Here is a 19115-nt window from a genome sequence, read left to right as displayed (position 1 = left end):
AAGAGAGAAGCAATATGGATACATTTATCCAACAAATAATAAATGGCCTGGTATTAGGGTCTATGTATGCTTTGGTCGCGCTGGGGTACACCATGGTTTATGGTGTACTGAATCTGATCAACTTCGCTCATGGCGATGTACTCATGGTCGGTGCTATGGCGGGACTAAGTATCTTGAAGTTACTCGGTGTTATTGCACCAGATCTGCCCGGTATCGTTCAATTGCTGATTGCGATTATCGGTGCCATTCCCGTTTGTATTATCGTGAACGTAGTGATTGAGCGTGTTGCATATCGCAGATTGCGTAATGCACCGCGTCTGGCTCCATTGATTACTGCGATTGGCATTTCTCAATTGGTTCAGGTGTTCGCCATGATTATCTGGGGACGCAGTCCGATTTCCTTCCCAAGTGTGATGCCATCAACGCCGATTCCCGTCGGTGGCGCAGTGATTTCGCAAACTCAGGTTTTATTACTTGTTCTTGCGACTCTTGCGATGGTTGGCTTAGTTTTACTGGTCGAAAAGACGAAGATGGGGCGAGCGATGCGCGCTACCGCAGAGAACCCGCGTGTGGCCGGTTTGATGGGCGTTGATTCTAATAAAGTCATTGTGGCAACCTTTGCCATCGGCGCTTCACTTGCAGCAATTGCGGGTGTGATGTGGGCAGCTAACTATTCGTCTGCACAGTTCGCAATGGGCTTCTTGCCGGGCCTGAAAGCCTTCTCTGCTGCGGTCTTGGGTGGTATCGGTAATATTTATGGTGCGATGGTCGGTGGCATTATTCTTGGCCTGATCGAGAGCCTGGGAGCGGGTTACATCGGTGAATTGACTGGTGGTCTGCTCGGTAGCCAGTACCAGGATATTTTCGCGTTTGTTGTATTGATTATCGTGTTGACTCTGCGCCCATCCGGCATCATGGGTGAACGTGTTGCTGACCGTGCATAAGGAGAGCATGAATGTCGAATTTTTTTGATATAAAAGCGAATCCAAGCAAGGCCTACACGAGCTTTGCAGTCTTGGGTGTCGTCTTGGTGTTATTCCCATTTATTGCTGCCAATTTTGGTAACTCATGGGTTCGTATTATTGATTTTGCCTTGCTCTACATTATGTTGGCGCTAGGGTTGAATATTGTGGTCGGCTTTGCCGGCTTGCTGGATCTGGGTTACATCGCGTTTTATGCTGTCGGTGCTTACATGGCAGGTTTGCTGGCATCACCGCAGTTTGCTGTTGTACTCGAATCCTTTGTGAACAATTATCCGGCAGTCGGTAATTTTCTGATGTGGGTGTTCGGACCTGAGATCGCACAGACGGGTCTGCATTTGTCTGTCTGGGTTATTGTGCCGCTGGCAGCTGCGCTGGCTGGTCTGTTTGGTGCATTGTTAGGCGCACCAACTTTAAAGCTACGCGGCGATTATCTGGCAATCGTGACTTTAGGTTTTGGTGAAATTATTCGTATTTTTATGAATAATATGAACTCGCCGGTGAATATTACTAATGGTCCTCAGGGTATCAACATGATTGATCCCATCCGCATCTTTGGGGTGTCCCTGTCAGGTGAAGCTGGCTCTAATGCGACAGTCCATTTTGGTTTCATCAGTATGCCGTCCGTGAATGCCTACTACTTCCTGTTCCTGGCTCTGTGCATCGGTATTATTTTTGTTTCTTTGCGTTTGCAAGACTCTCGCTTAGGTCGTGCCTGGGTCGCAATTCGTGAAGACGAAATTGCAGCTAAGGCGATGGGAATTAATACACGTAATATCAAATTGCTGGCGTTCTCCATGGGAGCATCTTTTGGTGGTGTTTCTGGTGCAATGTTCGCATCATTCCAAGGCTTTGTCTCACCGGAATCCTTCTCTCTGACGGAGTCAATCGTGGTGCTGGCAATGGTTGTTTTGGGCGGAATTGGTCATATCCCGGGAGTGATTCTTGGATCGATACTGCTTGCCGCATTGCCTGAGATTTTGCGTCATAGCGTTGAACCTATTCAGAATCTGTTATTTGGCAAAATTTTGATTGAAGCTGAAGTCCTGCGTCAATTGCTATACGGTCTGGCTATGGTATTGATTATGCTGAACAGACCAGCCGGTTTGTGGCCAGCGCCCAAGCATGAAGACAGAATAACCAGCAGCAACGATACGCCAGCTGCGGCTTAAGGAATACCGACATGACTGAAAAAACTATATTAAAAATCGAGGGAGCAAATAAGCGCTTCGGCGGTTTGCAAGCTTTGTCGAATGTTGGGATCAATATTAAACAGGGTCAAATTTATGGCCTGATTGGTCCTAACGGTGCCGGCAAAACGACATTCTTTAACGTCATTACAGGCTTATATCAGCCGGACACTGGGACGTTTGAACTTGATGGCAAGCCTTACTCACCATCAGCTCCTCACGAAGTAGCAAAAGCGGGTATTGCACGTACCTTCCAAAATATCCGCTTGTTCGGTGAAATGACTGCACTCGAAAATGTCATGGTTGGACGGCATATCCGTACTCATCAGGGTGTTTTGGGCGCGGTCTTTCGCGGTAAGTCAGCCCGCAAAGAGGAGGCCGATATCAAAGCTCGTGCCCAGGAGTTGCTCGATTTTGTCGGAATTGGACAGTTTGCAGATCGTACTTCCAAGTATTTGTCGTACGGCGATCAGCGTCGTCTCGAAATCGCGCGTGCATTAGCAACAGATCCAAAATTGCTGGCACTTGATGAACCGGCTGCAGGTATGAATGCGACCGAGAAACTGGCTCTGCGTGAGTTGCTGGTTAAAATCAAAGCGGAAGGCAAGACAATTTTGCTGATCGAACATGACGTCAAACTGATGATGGGTTTATGCGACAGAATCACGGTGTTAGATTACGGCAAGCCAATTGCTGAAGGCGTACCTGCGGACATTCAGAAAAATCCAGCAGTGATTGAAGCGTATTTGGGAGGTTCTCACTAATGGTTGATAACGTATTAAAGATTAGTAACCTCAAGGTTGCTTACGGTGGCATTAAAGCGGTTAAGGGCATTGATTTAGAAGTCAATAAAGGTGAGCTGATTACCTTGATTGGTGCCAACGGCGCAGGTAAAACCACGACGCTCAAAGCCATTACAGGTACTTTGCCAAGCTGCAAGGTTGAAGGAGAAATCCTCTATGACGGCAAATCTATTCGTGGCATTAACTCATTTGAGCTGGTGAATAATCATCTGGCGATGGTACCGGAGGGACGGGGTGTTTTCACTCGCATGACTATTCTGGAAAATCTCATGATGGGGGCATTCACTCGCAACGATAAAGCAGGCATCAATCAGGATATCGAAAAATGGTTCGCCGTTTTCCCGCGCCTGAAAGAGCGTGCAGCGCAGTTAGCTGGTACTTTGTCAGGCGGTGAGCAGCAGATGCTGGCAATGGCCCGTGCTTTGATGAGCCACCCAAAATTGTTGTTGCTGGATGAACCGTCCATGGGCTTGTCTCCGATCATGGTAGAAAAAATCTTTGAAGTCGTGCGTAATGTTTCTGCGCAAGGTGTGACTATTTTATTAGTCGAGCAAAATGCGAAGCTCGCGCTGCAAGCCGCCCATCGTGGTTACGTGATGGATTCCGGCGCGATCACGATGACGGGCAAAGGTAAAGATATGTTGAACGATCCTAAAGTGCAGGCAGCCTACCTGGGCGAATAAACTGAATGGAATGCGAAAAAGCCTCGATTTATATCGAGGCTTTTTTTATATCGAGGCTTTTTTATTTCAAACAACGCCAGAAGGCCTTGTTTGAAGAAATGATACTGAGGACGCTGAAATTATTTCTTGGAGCGAGTCGTTGCTTTTTCAGTCGCTGTAGAGATCTGGGTTACTGCATTATTCAGATTAGCTTCCAATGCTTCTACTGCTTGCTTGCTCGATTTAGTGAATTGATCGTAGCTTGCATTGGCATTATTGAATGCCGTCTTTACAAATGCGACGACGTTTTCTGTACCGGCCGGTGCATTTTTGGAGACTTCGTCAAACAATGCCAGAACTTTACGGTTTGTTTCAGCGATTTGAGTTTCTGCAGCACGTGTAAATTCGGCTTGTGTACTGGACGCGATGTTCGACAGGTGACGACCGTAAGCCAAGGCTTTTTCAGCGTTCGGCTGAGCTTGTGCTGCAGACAGGCTGAAAAATTCTTGTGGATCTTTTGCCGACAATAATTGCTTTGTGGCTGCCGTAGATTCTTCCAGCGATGTTTTTGCAACGGTCAGATTTAATTCGACAAATTTCTCTACACCTTCAAATGCTTTGCCAGTCAACGCAGTGATCAGTGCCAGTTGTGCATCGAAGTTTGCTTTAGTAGCGGCGGAAAACTGTTCAGGTACGGAAAACATAGATTTCTCCTAAAAGGGATGAGTCAGTTTGATGAAGTATCGGATTTGTTACAGTAAGTGATGTTGCGTTAATGCTGCGTTTTGTGCGCCGCAATATGGTGCATTTTATTGATTAGTAGAGGAAAGTCAAGAAAAATTGTGCAATGCAATAAAAATGTCTTTTTTAAAACAAACTAGATTTCCAATAAAATATTTCACCAGCTCTCTTGAAGTAAATTATTGTTAATCATTCATGATTATCTGTAGAAATTGTGACTGGTTCATGAAACAGTGCGGCTAAAATTAATTCTCTATGCAAGTTACCAGACGCGATTGTTGCGTCTTAAATTGCTAAAAAAATGTTGCGAAAGCAAAATGATGAAAATTTTTAAATGGAACTGATACGTTGCTCTGTAATAAGCTTTGTATATCAGGCTGTGGCAATGGAGATTTTTGCCAGATATTTACCCGAAGTGATCAATAGGCAGCAACAGTTAGCGCCTTAGCTAGCCAGTAGCTAACTTTAAAAGCAGTGTCTATTTTTGAGGAAAAAATGGCGATAGAAGCAAAAAACCGAAGGCAATTCCAACATTTTCATACGATACAGACACGTTGGATGGATAACGACGCTTATGGACATGTGAATAACGTCATCTACTACAGTTGGTTTGATACTGTGGTCAATCAGTTTCTGATCGTCAATCAGGCGTTGGACATAGAGAAGAGCAAAGAGATCGGTCTAGTAATCGAGACGCAATGTAATTATCTGGCTTCAGTCGCTTTTCCCGATGTGATATCCGCAGGCGTGACGGTCAGCAAACTGGGTAACTCCAGCGTTCGTTATGAGATCGGTATTTTTAAAAACGATGAAGACATGGCCGCGGCTCAAGGCCATTTTGTGCATGTCTATGTGGACAGGGAAAGTCGTCGGCCTGTACCCATTCCGGAAAAAATTCGCAGCTTGTTATCTACTTTAGAGGTATCTGTCTGATGATCCAGTCACCAACCCAGCAATGTGTCGATGAAGTGATAACTTCTCGTCGTTCGATTCGTGCTTTTTTACCGACTGCGGTAGAGCGTGAAGACATTCAGGCGATATTGGAGGTTGCAGCGCGCGCACCCTCCGGCAGTAATACACAGCCATGGAAGGTCTATGTCTTAACAGGTAACACATTGACGCAGTTAAGCTCCGCGATTCTGGCGGCGCATAATGATAGTGAGCAGGTGCAAGCCCACAAAGAGGAATATAACTATTACCCTGTCAAATGGATCACTCCTTATCTTGAACGTCGGCGCAAAGTAGGCTGGGATCTGTACGCATTGTTAGGCTTGGGACGAGAAAATAAAGCCGGTATGCATGCACAGCACGGACGCAATTACGCTTTTTTTGATGCGCCGGTTGGTCTGATATTGACGATTGATCGCGTGATGGAGCAGGGTTCGTGGTTGGATTACGGCATGTTTTTGCAAAATATCATGCTGGCAGCGCGCGCCAGAGGCCTGGATACGTGTCCGCAAGCCGCATTTACCCAATATCATAAAATTATCCATGACGTTTTGACATTGCCAGAAAACGAAATGCTGGTCTGCGGCATGTCGCTGGGATATGCAGATCAGAGCAAAATTGAAAACAGTCTGGTTACTGAGCGTGATGAGATTGCAAAGTTCACACAATTCCTAGATTAAGAGATATCAATAAACAATAAGAGACATCGCGTTAAATCAATAAGGTATCGGAAATTTACAAAATATTTCTCAAACGTGATCGCAGGCAATTGAGCTTCAGAGAAATGTTGTATTGATAAGCACGATGCCTGTTCAGTTACGTGAAAAAATAAGTAAAAATGATATAGGTCGTCACAGAACCCCGGCACCTTGCTCCGCTTGCACTAAATTCTGTGATTGTTTCCAATAGATGACACTAGATTTTTGTTCAAGTAAATAGCATAAGCCTTTAATTCTCTTGCGAATTTTCACAATTTTGCTACACTGCACTAAATTTTTTTTATTTGCATGAGGAGCGATTGATGGTGAAATTTACCCGTCAAGCACTAATAGTTATTGCCGCGATGCTGCCAGCATCCCTCGTGTTTGCTGAAGCCACGCATCACAAAAAACATATTGTTCATAAGAAAGTCGTTACCAAGCTTGCAGCCGGCAAATTGGTCAAACGCACGATTGTCGTGAACGGCAAACGCAAAATCATTACAGAACGTGTCGCTGTCGCACATATCGTCCCTGAAAAACCAACGGCGGGTGACATTGCGGGACTGAAGCATTCAGAAGATCCCCTGACATTGCAATCAAATGTCGCTTTCGTTGTTGACCAGGCGAGTTCCAAAGTGTTGTTCGATAAAAATTCGAACGTGTCTTTGCCGATTGCATCCATTACCAAGCTGATGACCAGCCTTGTTGTGGTTGAAGCGAATCAAGATATGAATGAAGAAATCGAGATCACGAATGACGATCTTGATAAAGAAAAAGGTACAGGCTCACGTCTTAAAGTCGGCGCAAAATTATCGCGTGCTGATTTGCTTCACATTGCTTTGATGAGTTCTGAAAACCGTGCAGCATCCGCTTTGGGGCGCAATTATATCGGAGGCTTGCCAGCTTTTGTCGCAGCGATGAATGCCAAGGCAAAGCAACTCGGTATGACAGAAACGCATTATGTCGATTCATCCGGTCTGTCTAGTCAGAATGTGGCCAGTGCACAGGATCTGGTGAAGCTCATCAATGCGGCGTATCAGCATCCGCTGATTCGTCAATACTCTACTGATTCCAGCTATGTTGTTGCGCCAGGCGGTGGTCGTCCATTGCAATATTCAACCACGAATAAACTAGTAGTCAATCCAACTTGGGATATCGGTTTGCAAAAGACAGGTTATATCTCCGAAGCAGGTCGTTGTCTGGTCATGCAGGCGATGATACAAGGCCGTGCAATCGTCATGGTCTTTCTGGACTCTAAGGGTAAATATTCTCGTTTGGCTGATGCAGGACGCATCCGCAAATGGTTGGAGACGGTCAAACCGCAGGCATAACGCATACATGACGCAAGTAGGGCAAAGGTATGAGTCGAGTCTGTCAATAAACGTCTGAACATCAGCGTACCAAGCCTGTTGATATAAAGATCAACAGGCTTTTTTTATTCCAGCAAGCCGTGCCAGAGAGTTTTCGTGCTCTGAATTTCATTCAAGACTTGCTCCCGTTCGACGCGTGCTTTTTCTATCCCTTGCAACCGCTGATTGTGCTGGAGTTTGCGGAACAGCCGATAAGCATCGGCGTTCCCGGCAGCCAGGCTGGCATCAATTAAGCCGAGCTCTCCGCATAATTTTAGTAGCGCGATATTGCCAATATTTGCGGTCAGTTGCGGATAAGTGTGCGCATGCTGCAGGACCAAAAATTGGACTATGAATTCAATATCGATCATCCCGCCCACATCCTGTTTCAGGTCAAACAGGTCGGTCCGGTTGGGATGAGCGTCCTGCATTTTTTTACGCATGCTGACGACTTCCTGTTTTAGCTTGCCAGTATCGCGAGCTTGTCTCAATACTTTCTCTCTGATCTGATCAAACATTGGCGCGATGCGGAGGTCGCCTGCGCAAAAGCGTGCACGCGTCAGTGCCTGATGCTCCCATAGCCAGGCAGACTGCTCCTGATAACGGGCGAAGGCACTGACTGAAGACACCAGCAAGCCACTCGCGCCATCAGGACGCAGGGCAATATCGATGTCAAATAAAATGCCTGCCGGTGTGTGCGACGTCATCCAGGTAATGAAACGCTGCGCCAGTTTCGCATAGTTTGCAGGAGCCTCCTGATCATCATCGTCGTATAAAAAAATCACATCAAGGTCGGACGCATAACCCAGTTCTTTGCCACCTAATTTACCGTAAGCGATTACCGCAAATTGCGGTTGCTCACGATGGCGGCTGGCGATAGTTTGCCATGCTGCCTGCAATGTTGCAGCGACCACCAGATCGGCTAGTTGCGACAATTCATCCGCCAGATGTTCGACGCTGACTTGTCCCTCCAGATCTTGTGCGAGCAAGCGGAACTGCAACGCGTGATGCATCTCTCGCAGAGTTTCTAACTGACGTTCCGTATCGTCGGTATGCTGGTCGAGTTGTTGTTGCAGTTCTGCGCTAAAGCTGGCCCAGTCCGGGTCTTGCCGCAACGCTGTTTCGTCAAGTAACTCATCCAGCAGGATAGGATGGCGCGTTAAAAATTTGGCTGCCCAGTCACTGGCGCCCATCATCCTGACAACTCGTTCCAGCGTATGAGGGTATTCGGTAAGTAGGGCGAGGTAGGCTGTTCTGCGGGCGATTGCTTCGATAAAGTCGAGCAGGCGATTCAGTGTCGCCAGATGGCCGTGCGCTTGTTTCGCAATTTGCGGCAAGGCGCTGTTGACAATGGCAACCAGCTTATTGCGGCTGATCTCGCTAAGCGATTGCAGGCGAGGAGATTGCCATGTGCTCATCAGGCGTTGAACGGCGTCAGTCACATCCTGAAAATGCAAGGCGCTTAAATGTGCCTCCAGCATTTCATCGCTATCCGCTGCCGCCAGCGTCGCTGCTAGTGCGTGGTCATCGGTATGTTTTTGCGATGTTTTTTTCTCTTTAAAAATGGCGTCGAATTGCTCGGCGACGAATTGCCGGTGTGGTGCAAGCTGATTGAGTAAGTCTTCTGTTGTCGCACATCCCATCATGTGTGCAATTGTCGTCTGATCTTCTTCTTTCACCGGAAAGGTATGAGTCTGCGCATCATCCAGATATTGCAAGCGATGTTCAAGATTGCGTAAAAAACGATAAGAACTTAATAGTTGCTCAACTATGCTAGGTTCCAGAATGTTTTTTTCTGCCAGCATGAGCAGGGTGGTTCTGGTCGAACGATCGCGTAAATTCGCTTCACGCCCTCCGCGTATTAACTGAAAAACCTGACTCAGAAATTCAATCTCACGGATACCGCCGCGACCGAGTTTGACGTTGTCGCTGCGCTCGGGATGCCGGGTTTCTTGTCGGATGACTTCTGCGCGAATTTGCCCGTGCATTGAACGTAGCGAGTCGATCACGCCATAGTCCAGATAGCGGCGATAGACGAAGGGCCGGATGATTTTGTCGAGCGCCGGGATATCGTCGGGTTTGCCGGTGATTGCTCTTGCCTTGACCCAGGCATAGCGTTCCCATTCACGGCCCTGTATTAAAAAATACTCTTCAACCATCGCAAAACTGGCAACTAAGGGGCCTGAGTTGCCGTTAGGACGCAAGGCCATGTCAACCCGAAAACTAAAGCCATCTTCCGTCACCTCTGAGATTGCAGCGATCAGTTTTTTTCCCAGCCGGCTGAAGAATTCATGATTGGAAAGACTGCGTTGCTCGGCATTATCTGTGTGGGTGTCGCCATCTTCGGCGTAACAAAAGATCAAATCGATATCGGAAGAAACGTTGAGTTCCATTCCGCCTAACTTGCCCATGCCCAGTACGATCAATTCTTGCGGTGCTCCGGAGTCCTCGCCTGTCGGCGTGCCGTATAGGGCAATCGCTTCCTGCATTAACGCGGACAAATGCTGCTGCACCGCAAAATCGGCAAACTGACTGATCGTCGTGACAACTTCATCCATATCAGCCGCACCTGTCAGGTCTCGGGCAATTAAGCTCGATACGACCAGGTTGCGCAAGCGGCGCATCACTTTGTTAAGAGGAATACCAGCCTGTATTTCTTTTTGTAAAATCTGAGCAAAAATCTGCGGGCTCAAGGATAATCTGCTGTGTTCTTCCAGTAAGCTGATACGCGTGGTATCTGCTTGTAACCAACGTTTGACGAAGCGTGAGAGTTGCGCAGTGTTAATCAGGTCGGATGGGATTGCCAGTGCTGGTGTCATGGAGGATTTCATGAATGATCGTGGCATCGATTTTAAAGCTAAACAGGTAGGGTCGGAGCTGTCGCGCTGGATAAGTTTGCGCTCTGCCATCAGTGTGAATTTGATTGGCTGGATAGATTGACTGGCATGCCGGGTGCTGCCACAGCATGCTGATTTTTTATAGTGCTGAAGCATACTCCTGGGTAGTAATTATGTTTGCCTACGTAGAACGTGCGGGCTGGGCTTGTTTTTATAAAATATCGGGGGAGTATATTGTTTTTCGCGTTTTTTCAGAAAATGTTGTCAAGCTGTTTTGCTGCCGCAAGAGAGTGCTAAACCATTGTGTCAGTGATGAATAAAACGCCCGTGCCACCATCAGATGAAGCAGTCCCGGCTCTTGCGCCCGGGCTTGGGCCTGACCACGCGCCGGCCACGGCCTTGCAACAACGTCGTGGTGTGATGGATAACTGTCGTTCTGCGGCGGCATTTTGTGGTCGTGGTGCACGCATCCTGGTGAAGTTGCTGGTGCTCTGTTATTTCCTCTTCTGCGTTTTGTTCTTGGCGTTGCGCTACGGTGTCTTGCCGAATGTGGAACGTTATAAAACTGATGTCGAACAATTCGCCAGTCAGTCCATTGGCCGTCAGGTCGAGATCGCCAGTCTGCAGGCGAGCTGGTATCGCCTTAATCCCGTTCTGGCATTGAAAGACGTGGTTGTGCGTGATCAGAAAGGGCAGGCCGCTCTGGTATTGCCCGAAGTTTCTGCCACTGTTTCTTGGTGGTCGGTCCTGTTATTTGAACTACGGCTGGATAAACTTGATATCGCGCATCCGTCTTTAACAATACAAAAACAAGCGGATGGCAAATTACTGGTCGGCGGGTTTTTTATCGACCCTGCGCAGGCGGGGGATGGGAAAGGTTTGGACTGGATACTGGCGCAACGCGACATCGTGATCCGTGACGGCAACCTGCGCTGGATTGACCAATACCGTAATGCGCCTGAGCTCCATCTTGCCTCAGTCAATTTCGTACTGAATAATCAATGGCGTCATCATAAATTTGCGTTGAAAGCAACGCCGCCAGCAGCGCTGGCGGCACCGGTTGATATCCGCGGAGACTTCCAGCATGCAGTATTTAATCGCCGTACTACAGAGCTCAGCAGCTGGAGCGGCGACCTATATACCGATCTGGCGCAGTCGGATATCAGCATGCTTAAAGCGTATGTGGATTTGCCTGCCGATGTGAAAAAAGCACATGGTGCAATACGAGCCTGGTTGCATCTGGATAAAGGCCGGGTGGCCGAGCTGACTGCCGATGTCAGGTTGACCGATGTGCTCGGGACTTTTCGCAAGGATTTGCCGGTTCTCGATATGGCGCAAGTCAGCGGCAGGCTGATTGCCAGTGAACGCGCTGCGTTTGGCCGTCAGTATTTGCGGGGTCTTTTTGGGCAGGCCGGACATCAAATTTCTCTGATCAACTTCTCCATGCAGGCACGTGATGGTCAGATCTTGCCTGCAACTACTATCAGCGAAAGCTATGTTCCTGCGCAAAAAGGGCAACCGGAAAAAGTCGAACTATTCGCCAGGCAACTGGACTTGCATACCTTGGCGAATTTTGCAGAACATTTGCCTTTGCCACCGGACCAGCGTCGTATGTTTGTCGATTTTTCGCCCAAAGGCCAGCTCAAAGATTTCAGTGCAAAATGGCAGGGGACTTATCCGGAGACGGTTTCCTACAGCCTGAAAGGACAATTCCTTAACCTCTCGCTGAAGGCACAACCCGCACAATTGGCGCTCGCCAAGACCAGCACGACCCCTGCCAGAGCGGCAGTGCCTGCCATACCCGGGTTTGAGAATTTGTCCGGTACCGTAGATGCCAGCGATAAGGGCGGCAGTTTTATGCTCGACTCGCAGGATTTATCTCTGCAACTGTCCAGTTATTTTGTCGATCCTGTCATGCCGTTTAAGCGATTGCAGATGCTGGCGCGCTGGCAATTTGAAGCCGATGATAAGCTCGCTTTACAGATCGGCAAAATGGAGTTTGAACAGGACAGCATGATCGCTTCCATTTCAGGAAGGCACACCATGTCGATGCGGGCAAACAAAGCGGCGGGACAAGAAGCTCATCCTGGTGAGGTTGATCTGATCGGTAAATTTACCGGGTTTGACCTCAAGCAGATTGATCGCTTTATCCCGGTGAATGCGCCAGAGGATTTACGCCACTGGCTGGTCGGCGCTTTGCTCGACGGTCGTGCAGATGATGTTAGTTTGCGTATCAAGGGCGACCTCAGCCATTTTCCTTTTGCCGGGCATGACGGCAAACCTAATCCCAAAGGGGAGTTTTGGGTCAAAGGCACGATTGTTGATGGCAAGCTCGATTTCGCTCCGGGTCATTTCGCCGACGATGGCAAGGCGCCGTTGTGGCCGGTTATTGATAGTATTAATGGCAGTTTTGTATTTGACCGTGCGCGTATGGAAATTCGCGGAGAAACTGCAAAGACGTCAGGTGCTGATCTGAGCAAAGTCAAAGCGATTATTCCCGATCTGATGACCCACAATAGTGTCCTATCGATTGATGGCACTGCTAGCGGTAATTTACAAACGATGTTGCAATATGTGAGTGCTAGTCCGGTTGATGGCTGGCTCGGGCATTTTTTGAAAGACAGCAAGGCCAGTGCGAACGCGCAACTGGGCCTGAAGCTGCAACTGCCTTTGCAGCATATTGTTGATTCTAAAGTTCAGGGGATATTGCAATTTGCTGGCAATGAGGTGCTGTTGCAGGGCGGTATTCCTCCTGTCAGTGCCGTCAACGGCAAACTTGAGTTCACGGAAAAAGGCGTGAATCTCAATACGCTGAAGGGCAATTTGCTCGGTGGCGCTGTACAGGCAACGGGTGGGTCGCAAAAAGATGGCAGTATCAGGATTCGTCTTGACGGGCAGGCGACGGCAGATGGCTTGCGTAAAAATTTCCCTGTGTTAGCGAACGAACGCCTAAGCGACAAGCTGACGGGAGCTACCCGTTATAGCGCGAATATCAGCGTGAAAAAGCGCCAATTAGAATTGCAGATAGATTCCAGCCTGCAAGGCCTGGCTTTGGGTTTCCCCGCGCCGCTGCGCAAGGTCGCGAATGATAATCTGCCTCTGCATTTTGAACTCATCCCACAATTGTCGATAGACACGAACCAATTACGCGACGAGATTAAAGTGACACTGGGTAGTGCAATTAATGCGCGTTATCAAAGGCAGAAATCGACGGAGGCAAATGCTAGCTGGCAGGTAGTGCGCGGCGGGATAGGCGTGAATGCACCTGCACCGGAGCCAGATAGCGGCCTGAGTGTCAATATCGATTCCAAGGTAGTCAATGTGGATGAATGGCGACGACTGGTCGTGACCGGGGCTAATCCCGTTGCCAGTATGGGGAGCAGTGTTAATAGCATGAACGGTACTGCAGTAAACACGCTTGCAAATAACGCTGCTAATGTAGCCACTAATGTCTCCACTAACCTCGCCACTAATAATGCCAGCGATCTGGATATTGCTGCTTACATTGAGCCAAACGTGATCGCAGCACGCACAGCAGAGCTGACCGTGATGGGGAAGAAGTTAGACAATGTTGTGGTCGGTGCTTCTCGTCAAAAAGGATTATGGCAAGCTAATATCGATTCAAACCAGGCCTCCGGTTATCTGACCTGGAGTGATTCGGGTGCTGGCGGGCAGGGCTTGGGTAATGTCTCTGCCCGCCTGAGCAAGCTGATCATTCCGCAGTCAGCTGCTTCTGATGTGTCTGATTTACTTGAAGGTAAAAACAGTGATACACAGATCCCGAGTCTGGATATCGCAGCAGACAACTTTGAATTATTTAATAAAAAATTGGGCCGCCTGGAGCTGATGGCGAGCAACGCAATGACCACGGTAGGGCGCGAGTGGCGTATCCATAAAGTATTCTTGAAAAATGAGGATGCTGAGCTCAAAGGCACCGGGAAGTGGAGTAATCGCAACGGTGACAGCATGACTAGCCTGAACTATGTGCTGGACATTAATAGTGCGGGTAAATTGCTCGACAGAGTCGGGTTTGCGAATGTCATGCGCGGCGGGCGTGGCAAGCTACAGGGTGAGGTTACATGGAACGGTTTGCCATTTGCCATGGATGTGCCCAGCATGTCAGGGCAGATTCAACTAGAACTGGCGGCAGGTCAGTTTTTAAAAGTCGATCCGGGTGCGGCAAAATTGCTGGGTGTGCTGAGTATGCAGTCGCTGCCCAGACGATTAACACTTGATTTTCGCGATGTATTTTCAGACGGCTTTGCTTTTGACTCCATCACCGGAACTGCCCAGATTCAGAAGGGTATCGCGAAGACCGAGAATCTGAAGATGCGCAGTGTCAATGCTGCGGTATTAATGGATGGTACGGCAGATATCGTGAACGAGTCTCAACAGTTGCATGTGGCAGTGATTCCTGAAATTAATGCCGGCACTGCGTCTGTCGTGTATGGACTGGCGGTGAATCCGGTCATTGGCTTGGGTACCTTTTTAGCGCAATTGTTTTTGCGTGAACCGCTGGCGCGCGCCTTTACCTACGAGTATATGATTACAGGCGGATGGAAAGAGCCAACTGTCACTAAGATCGATCATAAAGAGGCAGAAATTCCGCCACCCAAAAAAGAAGCAAGCGCTGCTAAGTAGTCAGCGCGGACGCGCAATCTCAATCGATGTAGAAGGGCAAAGCAATGAATATCGCTGCGATACAAATGGTATCCACCCCGGTGCTGCAAGAGAACATGGTCACGGCAGAGCGCTTATTACAGCAGGCGGCAAGTAGGGGGGCGCAACTCCTGCTTCTGCCTGAATACTGGCCGGTAATGGGTTTGCACGAAAGAGATAAGTTTCTGGTTGCAGAACAGCAAGGTACCGGCCCGATACAGGCGTTCCTTGCAGAGCAGGCTCGCCAGCTTGGTGTCTGGATTATCGGCGGCACGATACCGCTGTTATCTATAGAGCCCGACAAAGTGCTGAACACGACCCTGGTGTTTAATCCTCAAGGTGAGGCGGTTGCTCGTTATGACAAGATTCACTTATTCGGCTTTACCAAAGGTGATGACTCGTATGAGGAGTCCCGCACGATTACGCCTGGTCAGCAGGTGGTGACATTTGATGCCGGTTTTGCAAAAGTGGGATTATCGGTCTGCTACGATGTGCGTTTTCCAGAACTGTATCGGGCAATGGGTGAGTGTAGCTTGCTCGTTGTTCCCGCCGCTTTCACTCACACGACAGGACAAGCGCACTGGGAAATTCTCTTGCGTGCCAGAGCAATCGAAAATCAGTGTTATGTTCTGGCGTCGGCGCAAGGTGGCATCCATATGAATGGTCGCCGCACCTGGGGGCACAGTATGTTGATTGATCCTTGGGGCAAGATTGTCGACGAGTTGGCAGAGGGCGAGGGGATAGTTGGTGGCGAACTTGATCTGGCAAACATCGATGCGGTAAGGATGAGTCTGCCTGCATTAAAGCACCGCAAATTAATGTAGATATTGCTGCAAGTTCAATTAAATCCAATTTAAATCAATTCGGATATGCCGTGTAGACGCATTCAAACGACTGATTTCATTGCCAAGAGGCGCTGAATAATCTCGGTATGTCTTTTGTCAAAATGATTCAAAAAAGCCATGATGGGTAGAGATGTTCGACTTGCTCTACAATTCATACATCAACCATTTATAGCATTGTTAGAAAAATATGATTCCAATTGACTCAAATCTGCGCCATTTAGCCATCGCCCGCGACATTTTGTTAACGCCGTTCGGACTGGATGAGGCTAAGTTGGGCAAGGTACTTGGCGCCATGTTTACGCATAAGGTGGATTATGCGGATCTTTATTTTCAGTTCACCAAAAGCGAAGGCTGGAGCCTGGAAGAGGGCATCGTCAAGACGGGTAGTTTTTCTATTGATCAGGGCGTTGGTGTTCGTGCGATTTCCGGCGATAAGACTGCATTTTCTTATTCGGACGAAATTTCAGAAAAAGCCTTACAAGATGCCGTGCAGGCGACCCGTACTATCGCCAGACAAGGCGCAGGGAAAATCAAAGTCGCCTCCAGCATGCAAAATGTTGGCAGCCGCTCGCTGTATCTGCAACAAGATCCTCTTGCGTCTTTGGATGCGACCCAAAAAGTCAATTTGTTAGAGCGCCTGGAAAAAATCGCCAGAGCCAAAGATCCCCGTGTGGTGCAGGTCATGGCGAATCTCGTAGGTGAATATGATGTCGTACTGGTCGCGCGTAGCGATGGTGTTATTGCTGCGGATATCCGGCCTTTAGTACGAGTATCTCTGACCGTGATTGTGGAGCAAAACGGTCGTCGTGAGATGGCGTCAAGCGGCGGTGGCGGGCGCTACGATTATGCTTATTTTTCTGATGCGTTGCTAGAGAAATATGCCGATGAGGCGGTCAAGTCCGCCTTGGTGAATCTGGATGCCCGACCTGCACCGGCGGGTCCGATGACGGTAGTGTTGGGGCCAGGATGGCCGGGTGTGTTGTTGCATGAGGCGATAGGTCATGGTCTGGAGGGTGATTTTAATCGCAAGGGTTCCAGCACTTTTTCTGGACGCATCGGTGACAGGGTTGCGGCTAAAGGCGTGACGGTGGTCGATGACGGCACCATGAAGGACCGTCGCGGCTCATTGAATATGGATGATGAGGGTAATCCGACGCAGTGTACGACTTTGATCGAAGACGGCATTTTGAAGGGCTATGTGCAAGATACGATGAATGCTCGCCTGATGAAGATGCCGGTTACCGGTAACGCACGTCGCGAATCCTTCGCCCATTTACCGATGCCAAGGATGACAAATACGTATATGTTGGCTGGGGATAAAGATCCCGCTGAGATTTTGGCCTCCGTTAAAAATGGACTATACGCTGTGAATTTTGGTGGCGGTCAGGTCGATATCACGAATGGCAAATTTGTATTCTCCGCCAGCGAAGCCTATATGATAGAAAACGGCAAAGTCACCTATCCGGTAAAAGGTGCAACCCTGATCGGTAACGGTCCTGAAGTTTTAAATCGCGTCTCAATGATCGGTAATGATTTACAACTAGATTCTGGTGTCGGAGTATGTGGCAAGGAGGGGCAGAGTTTGCCTGTTGGCGTCGGACAGCCGACATTGCGCATCGACGGATTGACCGTTGGCGGTACTGCCTGATCCTTACATTGATAGACTTGGCGATGATTGAATTTTCTCTTCCGGAGCAGAGACTATGCCGGTAATTGCGGTCGTCTCAGCCAAAGGCGGTGTTGGCAAAACAACGATGACTGCAAACCTCAGTCTGGGTTTTGTACAGCGTGGTTTTTCTGTGCTGGTACTTGATCTTGATCCGCAAAACGCGATTCAGTGGCATATGGGTGGATTGCCGCCTGATGTTGTCAGTGGACTCAGTATCATTGCTGAAGACAGAGCACCCAAGCTGTGGGACGTTGCTTTCTCCAGTGCGTTGGGTGTGGATTTTGTCCCTTACGGTAGTGCCGGTGAGCAGCAACGCATCGGTTTTGAGCAAGTGCTGGAGCAGCAAGCAGAGTGGCTGCTGAAATCATTGAAGCGCGCTAAGTTACCAAAAAATACAATAGTCTTGCTTGATACTCCGCCCGGACCATCGGCTTACTTAACGCAGGCGATGCGTGCTGCCGACTTTTTACTGACTGTGGTGTTGGCGGATGCTGCTTCTTACGCAACGATTCCAGAAATGGAATCCTTAATTGCAGCGCACCCGAATGAAGCAGGCGTGCCAGTTAACTCGGCTTATCTGGTGAATCAAGTGTCAAATAGTCAATTATCTCAAGATGTCGTCTCCTTGTATAAGGAGCAGTTAGGTGTCAGAGTTGTCCCAATTCTTATTCCCGAGAGTGCTCAGATTGAAGAGGCCTTAGCTTACGAGCGATTGGTTCTGGATTATGAGCCGGAGAGTCCCGCTGCCACAGCACTACAGGAAGTAGTCGACTGGCTATTGTTACAGTTGCAAGTGCGGGCTAAGTAATCAATACAAGCGGCTACGCCCTAGCGTAAATTTAAGTACTTAATTTACAAATTCAGTGTGACGCGGGCACTTTTCTTGCATCCGTTCTGTCAAACCTCGCGTATACATTTTTGTGAAGCCTGTTTATTCCAAGCATAATCTCAAGATAGAAGAAAATCTGACGTCAATGTAGGAATTCAGTGAAATCTGAGTGACAATAAAGTCATAGTGCGTATTGTCTCTTTGACTTGGTGTCGAGCAGATAATAAATGTTGGAATTGAATGATTTTGACAGCAGATAGGATGTTGTTAGCTTATGAATAGTTAACATTTATTCAGCGCTATTCGCTAGACTTAAGTATTGATGAAATGCTAAAGTCGAAAATAACAACAATGTCAGTTTAGGTTGCTACAGACAGCCGGATTGAGACTGCAAAGGTGCATAGTGAGTAATGTTTCAGACAATATAAATTATTACGAAGAACAGCAATGTTCCATCCAGTGGCGCGCGTTTCTTGGCGCATTTTCTGCAGAGTTCAGTACTCAGGGCGATGTGCAGGATTTGCGCGCTTTTATGTTTAAGCTGGGACTCAGGATGGCGGCTAGTTTCAAGCTCGACGGTGGTGCGACGATGCGTACACTGGAAGCCAGCATGAATAAAATCTGGCGAGATCTGAACTGGGGTTGGGTGCAACTTAATGAGGAGTCGGATAGTTTGATCATTGTGCATAATGCGAGCCCAATCAAGCTTGCATTTGGTGAGCAGGCACTTGAATGGTCGCCGGCTTTGCTCGAGGGTGTGTACACCTATTGGTTTGAGTCGCTGGGAGTTGATAAAACTTTGCGACTCACTCAAAAAGGGGCGGTTCTGGAACATGGGCGTGTCATTGTTTTTCAATTGAAAAAACACATGGAAGAGCAAGCACACTTTGCCCGCCGCTAAG

General features: G+C 48.4%; 14 protein-coding genes. 12 read left to right on the top strand and 2 right to left on the bottom strand.

Annotated elements, in window-relative coordinates; genetic code table 11:
• Nucleotides 1-14: 14 nt before the first annotated feature.
• The 4 genes from ACO0K4_RS08795 to ACO0K4_RS08780 are packed head-to-tail and all read left to right on the top strand — an operon-like array spanning nt 15 to nt 3656.
• Entirely contained in the window at nt 15-944 is a 930-nt protein-coding gene (locus ACO0K4_RS08795; RefSeq protein WP_422956240.1) for a branched-chain amino acid ABC transporter permease, read from the top strand.
• Between the two features lie 11 nt (nt 945-955).
• On the top strand, nt 956-2152 hold the full coding sequence (locus ACO0K4_RS08790; protein ID WP_422956239.1) for an ABC transporter permease subunit: 1197 nt from the start codon (nt 956-958) through the stop codon (nt 2150-2152).
• 11 nt (nt 2153-2163) lie between these two features.
• Nucleotides 2164-2934, top strand: a complete 771-nt coding sequence (locus tag ACO0K4_RS08785; protein WP_422956238.1) for an ABC transporter ATP-binding protein — start codon at nt 2164-2166, stop codon at nt 2932-2934.
• Complete coding sequence (locus ACO0K4_RS08780) at nt 2934-3656, top strand: ABC transporter ATP-binding protein (protein ID WP_422956237.1); 723 nt, start codon at nt 2934-2936, stop codon at nt 3654-3656. The genes ACO0K4_RS08785 and ACO0K4_RS08780 overlap by 1 nt, the downstream gene beginning before the upstream one ends.
• 119 nt (nt 3657-3775) lie before the next feature.
• Here the strand turns inward: ACO0K4_RS08780 and ACO0K4_RS08775 are convergent, their stop codons facing one another.
• Nucleotides 3776-4339 (bottom strand): phasin family protein, encoded by a 564-nt coding sequence (locus ACO0K4_RS08775; RefSeq protein WP_422956236.1) that lies wholly within the window; start codon nt 4337-4339, stop codon nt 3776-3778.
• A gap of 532 nt (nt 4340-4871) precedes the next feature.
• Between ACO0K4_RS08775 and ACO0K4_RS08770 the strand changes: the two genes are divergently transcribed.
• The 3 genes from ACO0K4_RS08770 (at nt 4872) to pbpG (ending at nt 7356) form a co-directional block, all read left to right on the top strand.
• Nucleotides 4872-5309, top strand: coding sequence for an acyl-CoA thioesterase (locus tag ACO0K4_RS08770; RefSeq protein WP_422956235.1), 438 nt, complete (start codon nt 4872-4874; stop codon nt 5307-5309).
• Complete coding sequence (locus tag ACO0K4_RS08765; RefSeq protein WP_422956234.1) at nt 5309-6004, top strand: nitroreductase; 696 nt, start codon at nt 5309-5311, stop codon at nt 6002-6004. The genes ACO0K4_RS08770 and ACO0K4_RS08765 overlap by 1 nt, the downstream gene beginning before the upstream one ends.
• A 341-nt stretch (nt 6005-6345) precedes the next feature.
• Entirely contained in the window at nt 6346-7356 is a 1011-nt protein-coding gene (gene pbpG, locus ACO0K4_RS08760) for a D-alanyl-D-alanine endopeptidase (protein ID WP_422956233.1), read from the top strand.
• Between the two features lie 104 nt (nt 7357-7460).
• Here the strand turns inward: pbpG and glnE are convergent, their stop codons facing one another.
• Nucleotides 7461-10205 (bottom strand): bifunctional [glutamate--ammonia ligase]-adenylyl-L-tyrosine phosphorylase/[glutamate--ammonia-ligase] adenylyltransferase, encoded by a 2745-nt coding sequence (gene glnE / locus ACO0K4_RS08755; RefSeq protein ID WP_422956232.1) that lies wholly within the window; start codon nt 10203-10205, stop codon nt 7461-7463.
• Between the two features lie 318 nt (nt 10206-10523).
• Between glnE and ACO0K4_RS08750 the strand changes: the two genes are divergently transcribed.
• The 5 genes from ACO0K4_RS08750 to bcsD all read left to right on the top strand — a co-directional run bounded on the left by ACO0K4_RS08750 (nt 10524) and on the right by bcsD (nt 19114).
• Complete coding sequence (locus ACO0K4_RS08750; RefSeq protein ID WP_422956231.1) at nt 10524-14852, top strand: YhdP family protein; 4329 nt, start codon at nt 10524-10526, stop codon at nt 14850-14852.
• Nucleotides 14853-14896: 44 nt separating this feature from the next.
• A complete protein-coding gene (locus tag ACO0K4_RS08745) occupies nt 14897-15694 on the top strand; it encodes a carbon-nitrogen hydrolase family protein (RefSeq protein ID WP_422956230.1) in 798 nt (265 codons plus the stop codon).
• A 208-nt stretch (nt 15695-15902) separates the two neighbouring features.
• Nucleotides 15903-17363: a metalloprotease TldD gene (tldD, locus tag ACO0K4_RS08740; RefSeq protein ID WP_422956229.1), complete on the top strand. Its 1461-nt coding sequence runs from the start codon at nt 15903-15905 to the stop codon at nt 17361-17363.
• A gap of 55 nt (nt 17364-17418) precedes the next feature.
• Complete coding sequence (gene bcsQ / locus ACO0K4_RS08735) at nt 17419-18192, top strand: cellulose biosynthesis protein BcsQ (protein WP_422956228.1); 774 nt, start codon at nt 17419-17421, stop codon at nt 18190-18192.
• Between the two features lie 424 nt (nt 18193-18616).
• Nucleotides 18617-19114 carry a cellulose biosynthesis protein BcsD gene (bcsD, locus tag ACO0K4_RS08730; protein WP_422956227.1) on the top strand — a complete coding sequence of 166 codons (498 nt, stop codon included), beginning with the start codon at nt 18617-18619 and terminating at the stop codon, nt 19112-19114.
• Nucleotide 19115: the final 1 nt, after the last annotated feature.

Source organism: Undibacterium sp. RuTC16W (genome assembly GCF_049339445.1).
Lineage (GTDB): Bacteria > Pseudomonadota > Gammaproteobacteria > Burkholderiales > Burkholderiaceae_D > Undibacterium.
This window is presented reverse-complemented; position numbering and strand designations above follow the sequence as displayed.